The sequence below is a fragment of the Pseudomonas sp. AGC41 genome (genome assembly GCF_057334555.1).
Map to the genome: position 1 here is coordinate 1 of NZ_JBHFJB010000140.1, position 17,058 is coordinate 17,058.

At 55.7% G+C, this 17,058-nt stretch carries 14 protein-coding genes and 3 pseudogenes; 5 read left to right on the plus strand and 12 right to left on the minus strand.

Going from position 1 to position 17,058, the window contains the following annotated elements; translation table 11 throughout:
• Positions 1–47: 47 nt before the first annotated feature.
• The 10 genes and pseudogenes from tnpC (ACE04F_RS23020) to ACE04F_RS23065 form a co-directional block, all read right to left on the minus strand.
• Positions 48–1,580, minus strand: a complete 1,533-nt coding sequence (gene tnpC / locus ACE04F_RS23020; RefSeq protein ID WP_486110054.1) for an IS66 family transposase — start codon at positions 1,578–1,580, stop codon at positions 48–50.
• Positions 1,581–1,598: 18 nt separating this feature from the next.
• Positions 1,599–1,958, minus strand: coding sequence for an IS66 family insertion sequence element accessory protein TnpB (tnpB, locus tag ACE04F_RS23025; protein ID WP_034127541.1), 360 nt, complete (start codon positions 1,956–1,958; stop codon positions 1,599–1,601).
• Positions 1,959–2,041: 83 nt separating this feature from the next.
• A pseudogene (locus tag ACE04F_RS23030) lies at positions 2,042–2,839 on the minus strand (transposase); the annotation flags it as partial.
• 81 nt (positions 2,840–2,920) lie between these two features.
• A pseudogene (gene tnpB / locus ACE04F_RS23035) lies at positions 2,921–3,255 on the minus strand (IS66 family insertion sequence element accessory protein TnpB).
• A 222-nt stretch (positions 3,256–3,477) separates the two neighbouring features.
• Complete coding sequence (tnpC, locus tag ACE04F_RS23040; protein ID WP_486110055.1) at positions 3,478–5,004, minus strand: IS66 family transposase; 1,527 nt, start codon at positions 5,002–5,004, stop codon at positions 3,478–3,480.
• A gap of 83 nt (positions 5,005–5,087) precedes the next feature.
• Positions 5,088–5,423 carry an IS66 family insertion sequence element accessory protein TnpB gene (tnpB, locus tag ACE04F_RS23045; RefSeq protein WP_434694839.1) on the minus strand — a complete coding sequence of 112 codons (336 nt, stop codon included), beginning with the start codon at positions 5,421–5,423 and terminating at the stop codon, positions 5,088–5,090.
• Between the two features lie 64 nt (positions 5,424–5,487).
• Positions 5,488–5,751 carry a transposase gene (locus ACE04F_RS23050; RefSeq protein WP_434694838.1) on the minus strand — a complete coding sequence of 88 codons (264 nt, stop codon included), beginning with the start codon at positions 5,749–5,751 and terminating at the stop codon, positions 5,488–5,490.
• A 237-nt stretch (positions 5,752–5,988) separates the two neighbouring features.
• Positions 5,989–6,855 carry a methyl-accepting chemotaxis protein gene (locus ACE04F_RS23055; protein ID WP_486110056.1) on the minus strand — a complete coding sequence of 289 codons (867 nt, stop codon included), beginning with the start codon at positions 6,853–6,855 and terminating at the stop codon, positions 5,989–5,991.
• Positions 6,847–7,986: pseudogene (locus tag ACE04F_RS23060) on the minus strand (PDC sensor domain-containing protein); the annotation flags it as partial. The pseudogene ACE04F_RS23060 and the gene ACE04F_RS23055, both read right to left, overlap by 9 nt.
• Before the next feature lie 374 nt (positions 7,987–8,360).
• Positions 8,361–9,752, minus strand: coding sequence for an aldehyde dehydrogenase family protein (locus ACE04F_RS23065; protein ID WP_434694837.1), 1,392 nt, complete (start codon positions 9,750–9,752; stop codon positions 8,361–8,363).
• 99 nt (positions 9,753–9,851) lie between these two features.
• Here ACE04F_RS23065 and ptrR point away from each other — a divergent pair, with 99 nt between their 5' ends.
• Positions 9,852–10,724 carry a putrescine utilization regulator PtrR gene (ptrR, locus tag ACE04F_RS23070; protein WP_434694836.1) on the plus strand — a complete coding sequence of 291 codons (873 nt, stop codon included), beginning with the start codon at positions 9,852–9,854 and terminating at the stop codon, positions 10,722–10,724.
• A gap of 1,024 nt (positions 10,725–11,748) precedes the next feature.
• On the opposite strand, the gene ACE04F_RS23075 is transcribed toward ptrR, so the two are convergent.
• Positions 11,749–12,618, minus strand: coding sequence for a LysR family transcriptional regulator (locus ACE04F_RS23075; protein WP_434694835.1), 870 nt, complete (start codon positions 12,616–12,618; stop codon positions 11,749–11,751).
• Positions 12,619–12,749: 131 nt separating this feature from the next.
• Here ACE04F_RS23075 and ACE04F_RS23080 point away from each other — a divergent pair, with 131 nt between their 5' ends.
• The 4 genes from ACE04F_RS23080 (at position 12,750) to ACE04F_RS23095 (ending at position 15,902) form a co-directional block, all read left to right on the plus strand.
• A complete protein-coding gene (locus tag ACE04F_RS23080) occupies positions 12,750–13,871 on the plus strand; it encodes a muconate cycloisomerase family protein (protein WP_434694834.1) in 1,122 nt (373 codons plus the stop codon).
• A 25-nt stretch (positions 13,872–13,896) separates the two neighbouring features.
• Positions 13,897–14,187 (plus strand): muconolactone Delta-isomerase, encoded by a 291-nt coding sequence (gene catC, locus ACE04F_RS23085; protein WP_434694833.1) that lies wholly within the window; start codon positions 13,897–13,899, stop codon positions 14,185–14,187.
• A 41-nt stretch (positions 14,188–14,228) separates the two neighbouring features.
• Positions 14,229–15,152, plus strand: a complete 924-nt coding sequence (catA, locus tag ACE04F_RS23090; protein ID WP_434698005.1) for a catechol 1,2-dioxygenase — start codon at positions 14,229–14,231, stop codon at positions 15,150–15,152.
• 222 nt (positions 15,153–15,374) lie between these two features.
• Positions 15,375–15,902, plus strand: a complete 528-nt coding sequence (locus tag ACE04F_RS23095; protein ID WP_434698004.1) for a 6,7-dimethyl-8-ribityllumazine synthase — start codon at positions 15,375–15,377, stop codon at positions 15,900–15,902.
• A 166-nt stretch (positions 15,903–16,068) separates the two neighbouring features.
• Here the strand turns inward: ACE04F_RS23095 and tnpC (ACE04F_RS23100) are convergent.
• The coding region (tnpC, locus tag ACE04F_RS23100) for an IS66 family transposase (protein ID WP_486105342.1) at positions 16,069–17,058 on the minus strand (990 nt) is incomplete at its 5' end.

Here is a 17,058-nt window from a genome sequence, read left to right on the forward strand (position 1 = left end):
TCGTAAGCGCTCCATAAACCCCACCTAGTCAAAAGTGGGCGGTGCGTTTAGCTGTGGGATCCGGGCTTGCAGTTCCACGGCAACAGAGCTTCGTAATCTTCGACCGAGGATGCCTGTGGTAGGCGCTCCAGTGCGTGGCGCAGCCACGCATAAGGCTCTTGGCCGTTGGCTTTGGCGGTCTCGACCAGGCTGTAAAGTTGAGCACTGGCCGTCGCGCCTTTGGGCGTATCGCTGAACAACCAGTTCTTCCTTCCGATGACGAAAGGCCGGATCGCGCGCTCGGCGGTATTGTTGTCGATGGGCAGGTAGCCTTGCTCGACGTACCGTTCCAGTTTGCTCCAGTTGTTTGCCAGATAGGTCACAGCCTTGCCCAGTGCATTCTGCGTGGTCATGTATGGGAGCGTTTTTTCCATCCAGGCCTTTAGCTCACTCATCACCTTGAGACTTAAATCCTGACGTCCATTTTTCCGCCCCTCATCGCTGCTCTCTTTGAAGGCGATCTCGATGCCGTATAGCTTGCTGATCAGCTTCAGCGCTATATCCGCCCGGCCTGTCTTGCCTTTGGGTTGCACTTTTTGCGCTTCGACAAACTTACGGCGTGCATGAGCCCAGCACCCTAAACGCTCGACTCCGTCCTGCGTGCCAAGCGCGTTGTAACCGGCGTAATCATCGGTCATGAGATAGCCGCAGTAGCCATCGAGCAGGCGCGTTGGAACCTCCTGCGAGCGGCTGGTGGAGTAGTCAAAAAGGATCACTGGTTTGTCTGGCGGGCCGCCGGTTTGCACCCACATCCAGGACTGACTGCTTGGCTCCCGGTCAGGCTCTTTCAACACCTGCACGCGCGTTTCATCGCAGTGGATGACCCGACTGGCCAAGAGGCTGTCGCGCATTAAATTCAGCAACGGCTGAAAATGCTCACCGCATTGGATAACCCAGCGAGCCAGGGTCTGACGTGGAATATCGATGCCATGGCGGCCCAGTACTTTTTCAAAGCGGTGGAGCGGCAAACCGTCCACGTATTTGGTGGTCAGCAGCATCGCCAGAACACTTGGGCTGGCCATGCTTTTTTCAATCAGTTGAGCCGGCTTGTCCGCAGTGACCGGGGCCGTCTCGCAGTCGCGGCAACCGTAAACTTTACGAACGTGTTTGATCACTCTGATCTGCATCGGTACGATTACAAGCTGCTCGCTGACTTCCTCGCCAATCGCGTGTTTGCGGCAGCCGCAGGCACACGTCAGTTCATGCTCGGGAAGTTCGTGGATAACCTCGATACGTGGCAGGTCGGCAGGCAGCGACTTGCGTTTGCCGCGACGCTTGGCCGGAGCGACAACCTCTTCTTCGACGTCTTCGTCGACAGGCTCGGCGATGCTTTCCGCCTCGTTGAAAAGGGCTAGCTGAGGCGTTGCCAGATCGGCTGTCTGCTCGGACTTACGTCCGAACAGGCGCTGGCGCAGCAGCGCGTTTTCTTCTTCAAGATGGACGATGCGGCCCTTGTTAGACTCGCGCTCAATGAGCATCTGCTCTAGCAATTGCTTGAGTAGCGCGGGGTCGTCAGGAAGGTCTTTGGGCATCGAAATCATGCCCTGGATTATACCGAATCAGGCCACGAATCGTGGCGTCAAAACCTGATGGGGACGGTTACGCCAGAGGTCAAAACCGTCGAGCATCCAGTTGAGTTCCTGGACGGTCAGGACTATCGCCTCGTCGCTGGCATCGGGCGATGTTTTAAAGCGCTCGGATTCGAGGCGCTTGAGCCATAGGCAGAAGCCATTGCGCTCCCAATATAAAATCTTCACTCGGTTGCGGGGCTTGTTGAGGAAGACGAAAAGCACGGGGTCAAAAACCGCGACCTTAATGTCCAACTCGACCAGCGCAGCCAGGCCGTCGATGGACTTTCGGAAGTCGACGGGTTTGGGATACAGATACACTTTTTCGACTTTTGCATCGGGTCGCATCATGGCGAACGAGCTCCAGAAAGAATCGGGAGCACAGCATCCGGGATCAGCTAAGCGCTTTGAATGTGGGGTTCATGGAGCGCTTACGTTTCATCAACGTGTACGACCGGCTGTTCAAGCACCACTGCGCGCAGCGCATCGACCAGTGGCTGCAACTGCACACCACAGGCGCCAACCCATTGGGCGAGGGTCGAACGCGGGATAGCCAGGCCGGAGCGGCCGAACATGGCTTCCTGACGATACAGCGGTAGATGGTCAGCAAACTTCGCAATCATGACGTGGGCCAACAAGCCCGCAGTCGGGATGCCCTTGTCGATCACCTGCGCTGGCACCGGAGCCTGGATCAGTGTTTCGCAACTGTCGCAGACCCACTTGCCACGGATATGGCGCTCCACGGTGAACACGCCAGGTGTGTAATCGAGCTTCTCGCTGACATCTTCACCGATGCGTTTGAGCGCGTAGCCACAGGCGCACTCCGTGTTGTCCGGCTCGTGATGGATCAGCGTGCGGGGAAACTCAGGCGGCAAGGCGCGACGCTTGGGTTTCTGCTTTTCCTGGGTCGGTGCCGGAGTAACTTGCTGCGACTCCAGTTCCGCTTCAATGGCAGCGATATCGGTATCGATCAGATCATCGAGCAAACTGGCCTGTTCCGGGCTCATTTGTTCGCTGCGTTTGGGGAACTTGAAACGCTTGAGCTGGGCGGTCTCGTGGCTCAGTTTTTCGATCAACGTTTTGTCGTGATGGATCTTCTTGTCCATGACCTGGACGGTCTTGCCCATCGTTTCAACTTGCTCGTCGAGCGCCGAGACGCGTTGCAGCAACTGCGCCGCGAGTGCACGCAGTTGTTCGGGGTTCAGTTGGTCGAGGTCGTGGATCGAAGTCATGCCGCCGATCTTGCCAGATCAGCGTAAACAGGACGACAGGCTGATCGGACAATTGCGCTGCCGGATGGGGCATGGTTCGGTTCAGAGGATGGAAATGGCGTTTGCGGGTCCAACTCCCTGCCATGGCAAGCCCAGTATCAAGGCGTGTGGCTGTTCGGTGCTCAGCTCCATTGGTGAACCGTGGCGCGTGCCAGGCCAAGCGAATTTGCGCTGGTGGAGCCGACGTGACGCCAACCGGATGCCCAACCCATCGTGCACCAGGACTTCATGCGGGTGGCGCGGCGGTTGGCGAACAGATAAGCGCAGTGCGGCTGCGCCGCACCGGACACTGAAATCACACGGGCCATGGCGGTGTCGGTACCGGCGCGCATGTCCATCGGCTCGGTGGCGAGCCAGATTGTATCGAGGCGGATCATCGCAGCAGCTCTCGCAAAAAGGTGGCATAGGCTGCGGCGTTTTCGGTCGGCCAACTCACTTTGACGGTGCCGCGTGGGTGCGGGATTTCGAGACAGATAGCCGGCGACGTGGCTTGCGAATTTACCCCGGCTAGCTGCAAGGGCAGCGGAATGAAAGCAGGCTGCAAAGCCATGGTTTTCTGCGCTTGGACTGTAAGCGTCTGCCCAACACACCTTATGTAATTAAACGGGCGCCCACCTGTACGGCAACAGCTCGGTTATCTCACTCGCACGCTGCGTCGGCAGGCGTGTAAGAACATCCTTCAAGTAAGCATACGGATCATGTCCGTTGAGCCGCGCCGACTGAATCAAACTCATGATCGCCGCCGCACGTTTACCGCTGCGTAACGAGCCCGCGAACAGCCAGTTCGAGCGCCCAAGAGCCCACGGCCGGATTTGATTCTCGCACCAGTTATTATCGATGGGCACAGCACCGTCATCGAGATAGCGCGTCAGCGCTATCCAGCGTTTGAGGCTGTAATCCAGGGCCTTGGCGATGGCCGAACCCTCAGGCACAAGCTGTCTTTGGGCGGTCATCCAGGTATGAAGTGCGTCGGCGATTGGCGCTGCTTTTTCCTGCCGTATTCGCTGTCGATCACCCGGTTCCAGCTCGCGGACTTCTCGTTCAATTTCGTACAAGGCCGCGATGTAATGCAGCGCTTTTTCGGCGATCTGGCTCTTGTTGGTCGCGTGCAAGTCGAAGAACTTGCGGCGAGCATGGGCCATGCAGCCGATCTCCGTGACGCCCAGTTCAAAGCCTGCCTTGTAGCCAGCGAAGTCGTCGCAGACCAGCTTGCCGTTCCAGTGGCCAAGGAAGGCTCCGGCATGTTCGCCAGCACGGCTCGGGCTGAATTCGTAAACGACCGCCGCCAGATCGGAGAACTGACTGGTGGCATAGGCCCAGACGTAAGCGCGATGAGTTTTCTTCGCGCCAGGCGTCAGCATCTGTACCGGGGTCTCGTCAGCGTGGACGACGTCGTGCGTCAGCACGGCTTCGCGCAGCGCATCAACCAGCGGTTGAAGTTGCACGCCGCAGTTGCCCACCCACTGCGCCAAGGTCGAACGGGCGATGGACAGCCCGGCGCGGCCAAAGATTTTCTCTTGGCGATACAGCGGCAGATGGTCGGCGAACTTGGCCACCATGATGTGGGCCAGCAGGCCCGCTGTCGGGATGCCTTTGTCGATGACGTGCGCCGGTACCGGCGCCTGGATGAGCGTTTCGCACTGTTCGCAGGCCCACTTTCCACGGATTTGGCGCTCGACGGTGAACACGCCGGGCGTGTAGTCGAGCTTTTCGCTGGCACCTTCGCCGATGCGCTTGAGGGCACAACCGCACTGGCAGTGGCTGTTGTCCGGTTCGTGATGGATCAGCGTGCGAGGAAACTGCGGTGGCAGCGGTGCGCGCTTGGGTTGCTGGCGCAATTTAGCTTCGACAGATGCCGGTTGCAGCGCCTCAAGTTCGGCTTCGATAGCGGCGATATCCGTATCGATCAAGTCGTCGAGCAGGCTGACTTGATCCGGGCTCAACTGCTCGCTGCGCTTGGTAAATTTGAAGCGTTTGAGCAGTGCGATCTCGTGGGCCAGTTTCTCGTTGACGGACTTGTGATGAGTGATTTGCTTGTCCATGGTCTCGACGCGCTGGATCAACTGCGCCGCCAAGGCGCGCAGTTCTTCAGGGTTTAATTGATCGAGATTCGGATGCGAAGTCATGCCGCCGATTTTGCCAGAGAGGGCTAGTGGCGGCGATAGACGGATGGGCCAATTGCGCTGGCAAGCGCGCCATGGCAGACGAGTTAGAGCACCGTGATGGCTCCTCCGGAACCGACGCGTTGCCAAGGTAAACCGAGCACCAAGGCTTGAAGTTGCTCTGCATCCAACTGGACTTCAGAGCCGTGCCGCACGCCTGGCCAAAAGAAGCGCCCTTGATTCAAGCGCCGGGCTGCAAGCCAAATCCCCACGCCGTCATGCACCAACACTTTCATACGATTGGCGCGACGGTTGGCGAACAGATAAGCACAGTGCGGCTTCGCCGCACCGAACACCGCGACAACTCGCGCCAGCGCGGTTTCAGTGCCGGCGCGCATGTCCATGGGCTCGATGGCGAGCCAGATGGTGTCGATGCGAATCATCGCAGCAGGTCTCGCAGAAAAGTGGAACATGCCGCTGCATTTTCTGCCGGCCAACTCACCACGACTACGCCTTTTGAATGCGGCACTTCGATTCGGATCGTGGCAGGAAGGGCCTGATGCATCGCACCGGCGGCGATGTCTTGACCGGGATGAAGGCGGTTTGAAGTGTCAGGTTTTTCTGCGCATGCACCCGAATCCATTTATGGACAAGGTTTGCATTGAGGTTGTGGGTCAAGGCGACATTGGCAATCGAGGTGTCAGCCTGCGCACACTCGGCGATGACCTGGGCTTTAAAGGACTTGGAATAGGAACGGCGTTCTTGGGGCATGGGCGTCCGCTTAAAAAGGCTAGAAATGGTGTCCACTTATTTGGGTGGACACCATCGCCTTTGGCGTCGGGGTCAGGAAGGTGTGTTGGCCGGACGCATACTCTCTAGTTAAATTTTTTAGATGTACTACAGCGAGACCGGTCACCCCGTTGAGCCGCTTCGAAAACCTGGGGACGTTTCCAACCTTCACTACAGGTGTGTTGAAATCATTTTCCTGATGAGGTGAGGAAGAGGGGGCTACACTTTAAAATGATCCATCAGAACCTGCTGCTGGCTGGCCAGTTCGTTGAGGGCGTGACTTATATGAGACGATTCGTCGGCCTGTATCTTGAGTGATTCGGTAACCTCACGAACCCCTGCTACATTCCGATTGATCTCCTCTGCTACCGAGCTCTGCTCTTCAGCTGCAGTCGCGATTTGCAGATTCATGTCGTTGATGACTCTGACTGCAGCGCCGATGCGTTGAAGAGCTTCTACAGCAGAGCCGACCTGTTCGACGCTGTCTTGAGCCTTTCTGTGATTGGCGCCTATAGCGTCTACGACGCTACGTGTCCCTTGCTGAAGCAACTCTATGACTAGTTGGATCTCCTCGACAGACTCTTGAGTCCTCCTGGCAAGATTTCTGACTTCATCTGCAACCACAGCGAAGCCACGCCCGGCGTCACCCGCGCGCGCTGCTTCGATAGCGGCGTTCAACGCGAGGAGGTTTGTCTGTACAGCAATAGATTTGATGACATCCAGAACGGAGCCAATCTGCTCGCTGCTCACCGCGAGGGCCTCCACCTGGCCCATCATGGCGTCCATTTCCTCAGCTAGCGCGCCAATTTTCGCGGTTGTAATATTGATTACTGCAAGTCCTTGGTCCGTCGCTTCATCTGCGTTTTGTGCTGCGCTTGCTGCTTGAGCAGCGCTTTTGGCCACGTCTTGCGCTGTTGCGCTCATTTCATGTGAGGCGGTAGCGACTTGGTCTATTTCTCGATACTGCATCTGCATTCCGGAACTGGTGTTCATAGCAATTTTTGAGGAGCGATCTGCTGTATCCCTAGCTTGATGGACCGATTGCTTGACCTCCGCAATTATTGGTTGAAGCTTATCGAGGAACATATTGAACCAAGAAGCAAGCTCACCCAGCTCATCTGCAGCACGATGATTCAAGCGTTGCGTTAGATTCCCTTCACCGCTGGCAATGTCTTTGAGCATTATGGAGACAGCCCTAATTGGCTTTGTGATGCTTCTCGCCGCGAGCCATAAGACAAGAAGTCCTAATAGCGCGACGCAGGTTCCTATAAGGATATTGTGCAGCATTGTGTGGTCGGCTTGGGTGTCAAGTTCTAATTCAAGGTTTTTTGCCGGTTCAAAAAGTACTGACTCCGGAGTATCCATTAGAATAGTCCAGAATGGAGTGTCGGGTATAGGCGGAAAAGATTTTGTGACTCTCAGCTTATTGTCGGTCCGGATTGCACTTATGTCTTTGGAATCCATTTTTTTGCGTATTTCTGCTGCGTCTTCACCGTATACGCCTTCAATTGTCTTGCCCATTTTTTTTGCGTCAACACTATGGGCAGCTAACAAACCAGCAGGGCTGATAATGCTCACGGCGCTGTTACCGTCGTAAAGACTTTCGCTGCCAGCTTTCGCAAGGTTCTGAAGCTGCTGTAGGCTTATATCCATGCCGAAGACAGCAATTACTTTGTCATTGTCGACGATCGGGAAGGAGATCGAGATAACCAAATTTGACGTGGAGCCCAATTCTTCTAGGTAAGGATTAAAGATGCAAGGTTTAAAATTGGTGCTAGGGCATGTAAACCAAGAGTTAGAAGGAGTGCCGTCAAGCATTGGGGAGGTGTCGCTTATCATCTTTTCTGTTACAGCTAGCGAGTTAATGACGCCATCGTGTTTGGTCCAGTAGCTAGAGAATCTTCCGCTGTCAGTGCTGGCGAGATCAGTCCTGCCTATAAATTTATTATCCTGGCCGTCAAGCTCGTTGGAGTTGAAGACAACGTACATGCTAAGAATATTGGGGTTGGTAGCCAGCGATGACTTTATCTGCTGATTCAACGAGTCTCTAGATTGCGCGAAATCGATCGCGTATTTGGCGCCTAGGTTGCGCTGTTTTTTTATCTGCTCAGCGACACCAGCGCCATATAAGTACGATCTAATGAAGTATGCTTGGATTTTTAGAGCTTGTATTTCGCTGTTCGATTGCAATCTGTCGATTGCGGCGTCATTGATCATGCTCAAAGTCTTGGTTTTTATATGGATAATGCTTGAGCGTGACTGAGAAATGTTGCTGGATAGCAATACCGCTACGACGCTGAGTAAGCACAGACCCGCCAGTATCGTTATTTTGTTTTTTATAGTTATTTGCACGTTGCTATCCTTTGTATACGAGCTAGGTCTGAACCTGGCTGGGGGGCTGAGAGGATTTCCAGATCTTCAGGTATGCGCAAATGCCTGTAAAGGCGCTGAGAGCCTGAGGGGGCCTTATGTTTTTAAAATTTGGAAAAACAAATGCCTCGAAAATCGAGACATTTGTTTTGATTTTGGCAAACCCCGTTTCAAACGGTCCGCACAGCTCGGTGTTTTTATGTCAACTAATGCTGATTCAATCAGTGGCGATCCAGCCACACCGTCTGCGCATTGCAGAACTCGCGCACGCCGAAATGCGACAGTTCGCGACCGAATCCGCTTTTCTTCACGCCACCGAAGGCCACGCGCGGGTCGCTTGCGCAGTAGCCATTGATGAAGACGCCGCCGGTTTCGAGCTCGCTGGCCAACTGTTCAGCCTGTTCGACATTGGCACTGTATACAGTGGCAGCCAGACCAAATTCACTGTTGTTCGCTAGTTCCAAGGCATGCGTTGCGTCTCGGGCGGTGATGATCGACGCAACGGGGCCAAACAATTCCTGCTTGAACGAGGTCATCTGATCGGTGACGTCGGCCAACACCGTCGGCTCATAAAAGTTACCAGGGCCCTCGGCCTTCTGGCCGCCCAGCAACAGGGTCGCACCTTCCTCCAGAGTGTTGCGCACCTGTAGATCCAGTTCCTCACGCAGATCGAAGCGGGCCATCGGGCCGATGTACGTTTCGGCAGACAATGGATCGCCCACCACTAACTGGCGGGTAGCGTCAACAAATCGCCTGGTGAACTCTTCGACTATACCTTGCTCTACAATCAGTCGCTTGGCCGCCGCGCAGACTTGTCCGGTGTTCTGGTAACGCCCGACCACAGCTGCTTTAACGGCTTCGTCGAGGTTGGCATCGTTGAGAACGATGAACGGATCGGAACCGCCCAGTTCCAGGACGCACTTCTTGAGCGCTGCGCCGGCCTGGGCGCCGATGGCCACGCCGGCGCGGACACTGCCGGTCAGGGTGATAGCAGCGATACGTGTGTCTTTAATTGCCGTGGAGACACCCTCCGGCGTGACGTTGATCACCTCGTAGATGCCCTCAGGAAAGCCCGCCTGTTTAAACACCTCCCCCAGCAGATAGGCGCTGCCCATCACATTGGGTGCGTGCTTGAGCACGTATGTATTACCTGCCAGCAGCGCCGGGACAGCACCGCGTAGTACTTGCCAGATCGGGAAGTTCCAGGGCATTACCGCCAGAATCGATCCCAATGGACGATATTCTATGCGTGCCTTGTTGTCTTCGACCAGGGTCGGCTCGGCGTTAAGCATGGCTGGGCCGTGTTCGGCGTACCATACGCAGAGTTGTGCACATTTTTCGATTTCACCCCGGGCTTGGGTGATCGGCTTACCCATCTCTAGAGTGATCATCCGTGCCATGGCCTGTGCGTTGTCACGCAATGCCTGGCCAAGCGCAAGCAGGCGCAAGGTGCGCTGTGCGATCGGCTGGCGGCTCCAGGCGCGGAACCCGGCAGCAGAGCGCGCAAGGGTTGTCTGCAATACTGCTCCGGAGTCGAAAGGGTACTGGCCGATCTGTTCACCGGTCGCCGGATTGACAGAGATGGCGTGGGTAAGGCTGGAAATACTGCTCATAGCACCGTCCTGCGGATAGGAATGAACTCAGATTAAGGTGCTGTATATTTAGTTTAAACTGAATAATAATGAGGGACACATTCACGATTGGAGAATGCCATGGATCTGGTTCAGCTCGAGATTTTCAAGGCTGTCGCTGAACACGGCAGTATCAGCGTCGCTGCGCAGCACATCCACCGGGTGCCTTCGAACCTGACCACACGGATCAAGCAATTGGAGCAGGATTTGGGCGTCGACTTATTCATCCGCGAAAAAAGCCGCCTGCGGTTGTCACCAGCCGGCTGGAGCTTCCTCGACTATGCGCGTCGGATTCTCGGCATGGTCCAGGAAGCCCGTGCCACGGTTGGGGGGGAAGAACCCCAGGGCACCTTTCCCCTGGGGTCGATGGAGAGCACAGCGGCGGTGCGGATTCCTACGCTCTTGGCGGCCTATAACCAGCAGTACGCTAAGGTCGAACTGGACCTGTCCACTGGACCTTCGGGGACCATGATTGATGGCGTGCTGGCAGGCCGGCTAACCGCCGCTTTTGTTGATGGCCCGGTGCTGCACCCTGCACTGGAAGGCGTACCGGCATTCGAAGAAGAAATGGTCCTGATTGCACCGCTCAACCATAGCCCTATTCAACGAGCGCAGGATGTGAACGGCGAAAACATCTACGCCTTCCGCTCCAACTGTTCCTATCGCCATCACTTCGAACGCTGGTTCGCCAAGGACTCGGCGGTGCCGGGCAAGATCTTTGAGATGGAGTCCTATCACGGAATGCTCGCCTGTGTCAGTGCCGGCGCGGGCCTAGCCCTGATGCCCCGCAGCATGCTGCAAAGCATGCCCGGGTGCAGCACGGTCAGCGTCTGGCCACTGTCGGAATCCTTCCGTTATCTGCCGACGTGGCTGGTATGGCGCAGGGGTACCGTTTCGCAAAGCTTGACCATGTTCGTGCGGTTGCTCAAGGAGCGGTGTGAGGGGACGGATTAAACAGGTGCATCCCTAAAATTTACAATGTTAGCCAGACGTAGCCTTGATGTTGACTGTTTCGGTCGGCGTCTTCGAGCTTTGGCAAATTCATAATGCACAAGGTCTACGCGCGGTTCTGGATTCGCGAATCATGGCTATCAGGGGCTTTCCGGTCGTCAGGATGAGCTCACGCTTTATGAATTGCGCCTGCTGCTAGGCATCGCTGAAGCGGGCCTGTTCCGTCACGTAAGGTGTACCTGACGCACGGATTCAGGCGGAAACAATGGGTCCGACAGACTGGCTACTTTTGGTGGGCGCTTGTTTTGCCCATATTACGGCGGGCCACTGGGTGCCTTTTGCCGCTGCTCGCAAGTGTCTGGGCTTGTGCGGGTGGCAGCGGGTGTTCATATTTTGGCGCTTGCATGCTGCGTTCTTCCTCATGATTTAACGGAACGCTGCCGTCCCGCCCGAGCAAAGAGCCGTTGTTGAGCGCGGCCCGCCAGATGCAGCTGTTAACTGGAGAATCGGAGGAGGGGGCAGGTCACTTGTTTAAATAATAACTGGCTCATCCGATCCAATTGGCGATCATGGTTCATTCCTGTCACTAGATTACAATCTACACGGTGATCTTCTCCTCCAGGCATCTCAGCAAATACTGCGACCTGAGCACCTAACTGATCCGCTTGTTGACTACATGTGTTGGCTGGCCGTAGCGGCTGGCACCATGGTACTGCCCCGATTCGCCACCATACCTGCGTGCTCCTTGAAAAATTGGTTCGGGGTGCGCTGACCTTGGCCACCGAACTGGTGATCGCCTCCCTGCGAAACCGGCGATCAGTCTGCTGGGCTTTCGCATCTAGGCGGTAATGTTCTTCGTCGGGCCTGGTCCAGCAAAGTAGCGGTAAGGCGATCAACGAGGACTTACTCGAAGCTCGGCAATACCTGTCCTCGATCCGATTTGCACAGTTGAATGGTGGTTTGGGCCTCCGGTCACTCTAGGCTGTACTTGGAAATGCCCATCAAGAGCGAACCTTAACCAATCTTTTTAGGTATTAGCTTCAAGCAGTGCTAAACAGCGCTGTAAAACTGGACTTACATCACCTTTGCGGCGGCTGAGGATGATCGGGCTGACGGCACCACTGTCTAGCAGTCCGACGTACTTGATATCCGCTCGGTGCTGTTGTTGCACAGAGGCCGGGACCAGAGTCACGCCTAAGCCGACGGCAACCAAACCTATGGCGGTCTGCAGTTCGTTGGCCCACTGGCTAACGTGGATACTCATGCCGTGTTGGGCAAACAATGCCAGCACATGATCGGCATAGCTAGGCCTGGGGTTAGCGGGGTAGAGAATGAATGCTTCGTCGGCCAACTGGGCAAGGGTGAGCGAGGTGCCTGCGAGCGGGTGCCCCTGGGGCAGCACAGCCACCAGCGGGTCTTCGCGAAGTATTTGCTGGTCAATGGCTGAGTCTTCGATGCGAATGCGGCCGAAAGCAATGTCAATTCGCCCAGTTTTCAGCGCCTCGACTTGTTGAACTGTGGTCATCTCGCTGAGCCCCAACTCCAATTCGCTGTCCTGGCGTAGCTCGCGGATCAACTCTGGTAATACGGTGTAGAGGGTGGACGGCGCAAAGCCGATACCCAGCCACTGGCGTTGGCGATGGCCGATGCGACGGGTATTGACGGTGATGTTGTGCATTTGCTGCAGAAGCGTGCAGGCTTGCTCGTAAAAAAAACGCCCAGCCTCGGTCAACCGCAACGGCCGCTCCCGCACCACTAGCAGCGTGCCAAGCTCATCCTCCAGCTGGCTTATCTGCCGACTCAGTGGCGGCTGGGCCATGTGCAGAAGTTCGGCGGCGCGGGTGAAATTCAGGGTTTCTGCCAGCACTTTGAAGTATCGCAGATGGCGCAGTTCCATCAAACCTCCAGGGTATGGTGGGGTATTCATTTGATATTGGACAGGGTGCACAGTCTCGCGCAATCCTTGAGCTATCAAGTGAATGCATTTCTGGGCCTGTCAGGGGCTCTACTTTACGGGGTCTGGTAACAATGACAACCGCTGTAATCGAGCGTATAGATGCAATTATCATCGATCTGCCAACCATTCGTCCGCACAAGCTGGCGATGCACACCATGCAGCAGCAAACCCTGGTGGTATTGCGCGTGCGTTGCAGCGATGGTGTGGACGGAATAGGTGAGGCTACCACCATCGGCGGTCTGGCTTACGGTTATGAAAGTCCCGAAGGCATCAAAGCCAACATTGATGCGCACCTAGCGCCAGTCCTGATCGGCCTGCCAGCGGACAACATAAATGCCTCCATGCTCAAGTTGGATATGCTGGCCAAAGGCAACACCTTCGCCAAGTCAGGTATTGAAAGTGCGTTACTCGACGCCCAGGGCAAGCGCTGGGGCTTGCCTGTAAGCGAGCTGCTGGGCGGGAGGGTGCGTGACAGTCTCGAAGTAGCCTGGACTCTGGCCAGCGGTGACACCCACCGCGACATCATCGAAGCCGAGCAAATGCTGGAAATTCGCCGGCACCGAGTGTTCAAATTGAAGATCGGCGCCAACCCGGTGGAGCAAGACCTCAAGCATGTCGTGGCTATTAAGCGCGAATTGGGAGACCGCGCCAGCGTGAGAGTCGACGTTAACCAGTACTGGGACGAGTCCCAAGCCATCCGTGCCTGCCAAATCCTCGGCGACAACGGCATCGATCTTATTGAACAACCGATCTCACGCATCAACCGCAGCGGCCAGGTTCGCCTGAGCCAGCGCAGTCCCGCCCCGATCATGGCGGATGAGTCGATCGAAAGCGTAGAGGACGCATTCAGTCTTGCCGCCGCCGGCGCCGCCAGCGTCTTCGCTCTGAAAATTGGCAAGAACGGCGGCCCGCGCGCGGTGCTGCGTACCGCTCAAATAGCGGAGGCCGCTGGCATCGCCCTATATGGCGGCACCATGCTTGAAGGCTCGATTGGCACCATGGCCTCAGCCCATGCCTTCCTTACTCTGCGCCAGCTGACTTGGGGAACCGAGTTGTTTGGTCCGCTGTTGTTGACTGAGGAAATCATCAACGAGCCGCCACAGTACCGTGACTTCCATCTGCACATTCCGCGTGCCCCCGGCCTAGGTCTGACGCTGGATGAACAGCGCTTGGCACGCTTTGCCCGTCGTTGATTGCATAGAAAGCAAGGAGATAATCATGCTGTTCCACGTGAAGATGACTGTAAAATTACCGGTCGACATGGACCCGGCCAAGGCTGCTGAGCTGAAGGCCGCCGAAAAAGAACTAGCCCAGAGCCTGCAGCGCAACGGTACTTGGCGCCACCTCTGGCGAATTGCTGGGCAATATGCCAATTACAGTGTGTTCGATGTGCCCAGCGTCGAGGCGTTGCATGACACTTTGATACAGCTTCCGCTGTTCCCATACATGGACATTGAGGTCGACGGACTCTGCCGTCATCCTTCGTCGATCCAAAACGGCGACCGTTGATTCGCACCTACTTTTTAGAAGAACAATATAAGGTAAGCATGATGACATTAAAAATTTCTCACACTTCCGATATTCAAATTTTCTTCAACAAAGTCGCTGGTTTTGACCGCGCCGAAGGCAACCCACGCTTCAAGGAGATCATCTTGCGCGTGCTACAGGACACCGCTCGTCTGGTCGAAGATCTGGAAATCACAGAGGACGAGTTCTGGCACGCCGTTGACTACCTTAACCGTCTCGGTGGTCGTAATGAAGCAGGCCTGCTGGCGGCAGGCCTAGGCATCGAGCACTTCCTTGACTTGTTGCAGGACGCCAAGGATGCCGAGGCCGGCTTAAGCGGCGGTACTCCGCGCACCATCGAAGGCCCGCTGTATGTTGCTGGCTCGCCGCTGGCGCAAGGCGAAGCACGTATGGACGACGGCACCGACGCGGGTGTGGTGATGTTCCTCCAAGGCCGGGTGTCCGATTCCGAAGGCAATCCGCTTGTCGGCGCTACCGTCGACATCTGGCATGCTAATACCCAGGGCACCTACTCGTACTTCGACTCAACACAGTCTGAGTACAACCTGCGCCGGCGCATTATCACCGATACCAATGGCCGTTATCGCGCTCGCTCGATCGTGCCGTCGGGATATGGCTGCGACCCGCAGGGCCCGACTCAGGAATGTCTCGACTTGCTCGGCCGTCACGGGCAGCGTCCTGCGCACGTACATTTCTTCATTTCAGCACCGGGGCATCGCCACCTGACCACGCAGATAAACTTTGCAGGGGATCAGTATCTGTGGGACGACTTTGCCTTTGCCACCCGTGATGGTCTGATCGGCGATCTGCGTTTCGTCGAGGATGCAGCTGCAGCACGCGACCGTGGCGTGCAAGCTGACCGTTTTGCCGAACTGGCGTTCGACTTTTATCTGCAGAAAGCCGCGGCACCGGAAGCAGAGGCCCCTAGCCACCGCCCACGAGCCTAGCAGGAAGCCTAACCTGATCTATTTTCAGCGATACGGTATCTAAACTTCCAAGGGCTATGCACGCAGGGTGATCGACGGGGGCTGCTTCTTCAAGTTCTCCAACATGAGCAGTTTTATCTATATCCAGACCTTTCTTTGCGTGAAGGTTTGGGTTCTGTTCCTAGTTCTATTCAGCTCGGAACCCTTCCATTCGGAGATGTCTTTTATCTGGAGGGCGTTCTTATCTTTCAACTCTTAGCAGTTGGAAAGCAAAACAAGAATCCAAGAGTATCTAATATGGCAACTAATCGTTACGCATTTATCAAGTCAAATTGGCACAACGAAATTGTTGATCGTGCCTTAGCAGGTTTCTGTGAAATAATTCCCGCAGATCAGATAGATGTGTTTGACGTCCCTGGGGCATTCGAAATGCCGCTGATGGCGTTAGAACTTGCCTTTACTGGTCGATATGCTGCCGTTGCTGCGGCGGCCCTAGTGGTTGATGGTGGAATTTATCGGCATGACTTCGTGGCGCAAACGGTTGTTGATGGACTAATGCGCGCGGGATTGGAGACCCGCGTTCCGGTGATCTCACTGTCACTTACGCCTCATCATTTTCAAGAAACTGATCACCACTGCGCAATTTTCGCTGAGCATTTCGTTTGTAAAGGTCGTGAGGCCGCTAATGCTGTTCTAAATATTTTGGCCATCAGAAAGAAAGCTCTGTCAGCACTTAACGGAACCTGTATTCAGCGATTCAATATGGGTTAGGTAGTCGCGCAGAGAGACGATCACAACGAAACTATAAAAGGGAGGCCTGGCACAACTCACTTTGTTGCCAGGGTGCCTAGGCGACTAACCGAAAAAAAGCAGTTCGGTTAGTCGATTTTTCGTAAGCGCTCCATAAACCCCACCTAGTCAAAAGTGGGCGGTGCGTTTAGCTGTGGGATCCGGGCTTGCAGTTCCACGGCAACAGAGCTTCGTAATCTTCGACCGAGGATGCCTGTGGTAGGCGCTCCAGTGCGTGGCGCAGCCACGCATAAGGCTCTTGGCCGTTGGCTTTGGCGGTCTCGACCAGGCTGTAAAGTTGAGCACTGGCCGTCGCGCCTTTGGGCGTATCGCTGAACAACCAGTTCTTCCTTCCGATGACGAAAGGCCGGATCGCGCGCTCGGCGGTATTGTTGTCGATGGGCAGGTAGCCTTGCTCGACGTACCGTTCCAGTTTGCTCCAGTTGTTTGCCAGATAGGTCACAGCCTTGCCCAGTGCATTCTGCGTGGTCATGTATGGGAGCGTTTTTTCCATCCAGGCCTTTAGCTCACTCATCACCTTGAGACTTAAATCCTGACGTCCATTTTTCCGCCCCTCATCGCTGCTCTCTTTGAAGGCGATCTCGATGCCGTATAGCTTGCTGATCAGCTTCAGCGCTATATCCGCCCGGCCTGTCTTGCCTTTGGGTTGCACTTTTTGCGCTTCGACAAACTTACGGCGTGCATGAGCCCAGCACCCTAAACGCTCGACTCCGTCCTGCGTGCCAAGCGCGTTGTAACCGGCGTAATCATCGGTCATGAGATAGCCGCAGTAGCCATCGAGCAGGCGCGTTGGAACCTCCTGCGAGCGGCTGGTGGAGTAGTCAAAAAGGATCACTGGTTTGTCTGGCGGGCCGCCGGTTTGCACCCACATCCAGGACTGACTGCTTGGCTCCCGGTCAGGCTCTTTCAACACCTGCACGCGCGTTTCATCGCAGTGGATGACCCGACTGGCCAAGAGGCTGTCGCGCATTAAATTCAGCAACGGCTGAAAATGCTCACCGCATTGGATAACCCAGCGAGCCAGGGTCTGACGTGGAATATCGATGCCATGGCGGCCCAGTACTTTTTCAAAGCGGTGGAGCGGCAAACCGTCCACGTATTTGGTGGTCAGCAGCAT

Coding starts and splice junctions, on each gene's coding strand:
- tnpC (WP_486110054.1), bottom strand. CDS start 1,580: ATGATTTCGATGCCCAAAGACCTTCCTGACGACCCCGCGCTACTCAAG.
- tnpB (WP_034127541.1), bottom strand. CDS start 1,958: ATGATGCGACCCGATGCAAAAGTCGAAAAAGTGTATCTGTATCCCAAA.
- tnpC (WP_486110055.1), bottom strand. CDS start 5,004: ATGACTTCGCATCCGAATCTCGATCAATTAAACCCTGAAGAACTGCGC.
- tnpB (WP_434694839.1), bottom strand. CDS start 5,423: ATGATTCGCATCGACACCATCTGGCTCGCCATCGAGCCCATGGACATG.
- ACE04F_RS23050 (WP_434694838.1), bottom strand. CDS start 5,751: ATGCCCCAAGAACGCCGTTCCTATTCCAAGTCCTTTAAAGCCCAGGTC.
- ACE04F_RS23055 (WP_486110056.1), bottom strand. CDS start 6,855: ATGTTCCTCGATAAGCTTCAACCAATAATTGCGGAGGTCAAGCAATCG.
- ACE04F_RS23065 (WP_434694837.1), bottom strand. CDS start 9,752: ATGAGCAGTATTTCCAGCCTTACCCACGCCATCTCTGTCAATCCGGCG.
- ptrR (WP_434694836.1), top strand. CDS start 9,852: ATGGATCTGGTTCAGCTCGAGATTTTCAAGGCTGTCGCTGAACACGGC.
- ACE04F_RS23075 (WP_434694835.1), bottom strand. CDS start 12,618: ATGGAACTGCGCCATCTGCGATACTTCAAAGTGCTGGCAGAAACCCTG.
- ACE04F_RS23080 (WP_434694834.1), top strand. CDS start 12,750: ATGACAACCGCTGTAATCGAGCGTATAGATGCAATTATCATCGATCTG.
- catC (WP_434694833.1), top strand. CDS start 13,897: ATGCTGTTCCACGTGAAGATGACTGTAAAATTACCGGTCGACATGGAC.
- catA (WP_434698005.1), top strand. CDS start 14,229: ATGACATTAAAAATTTCTCACACTTCCGATATTCAAATTTTCTTCAAC.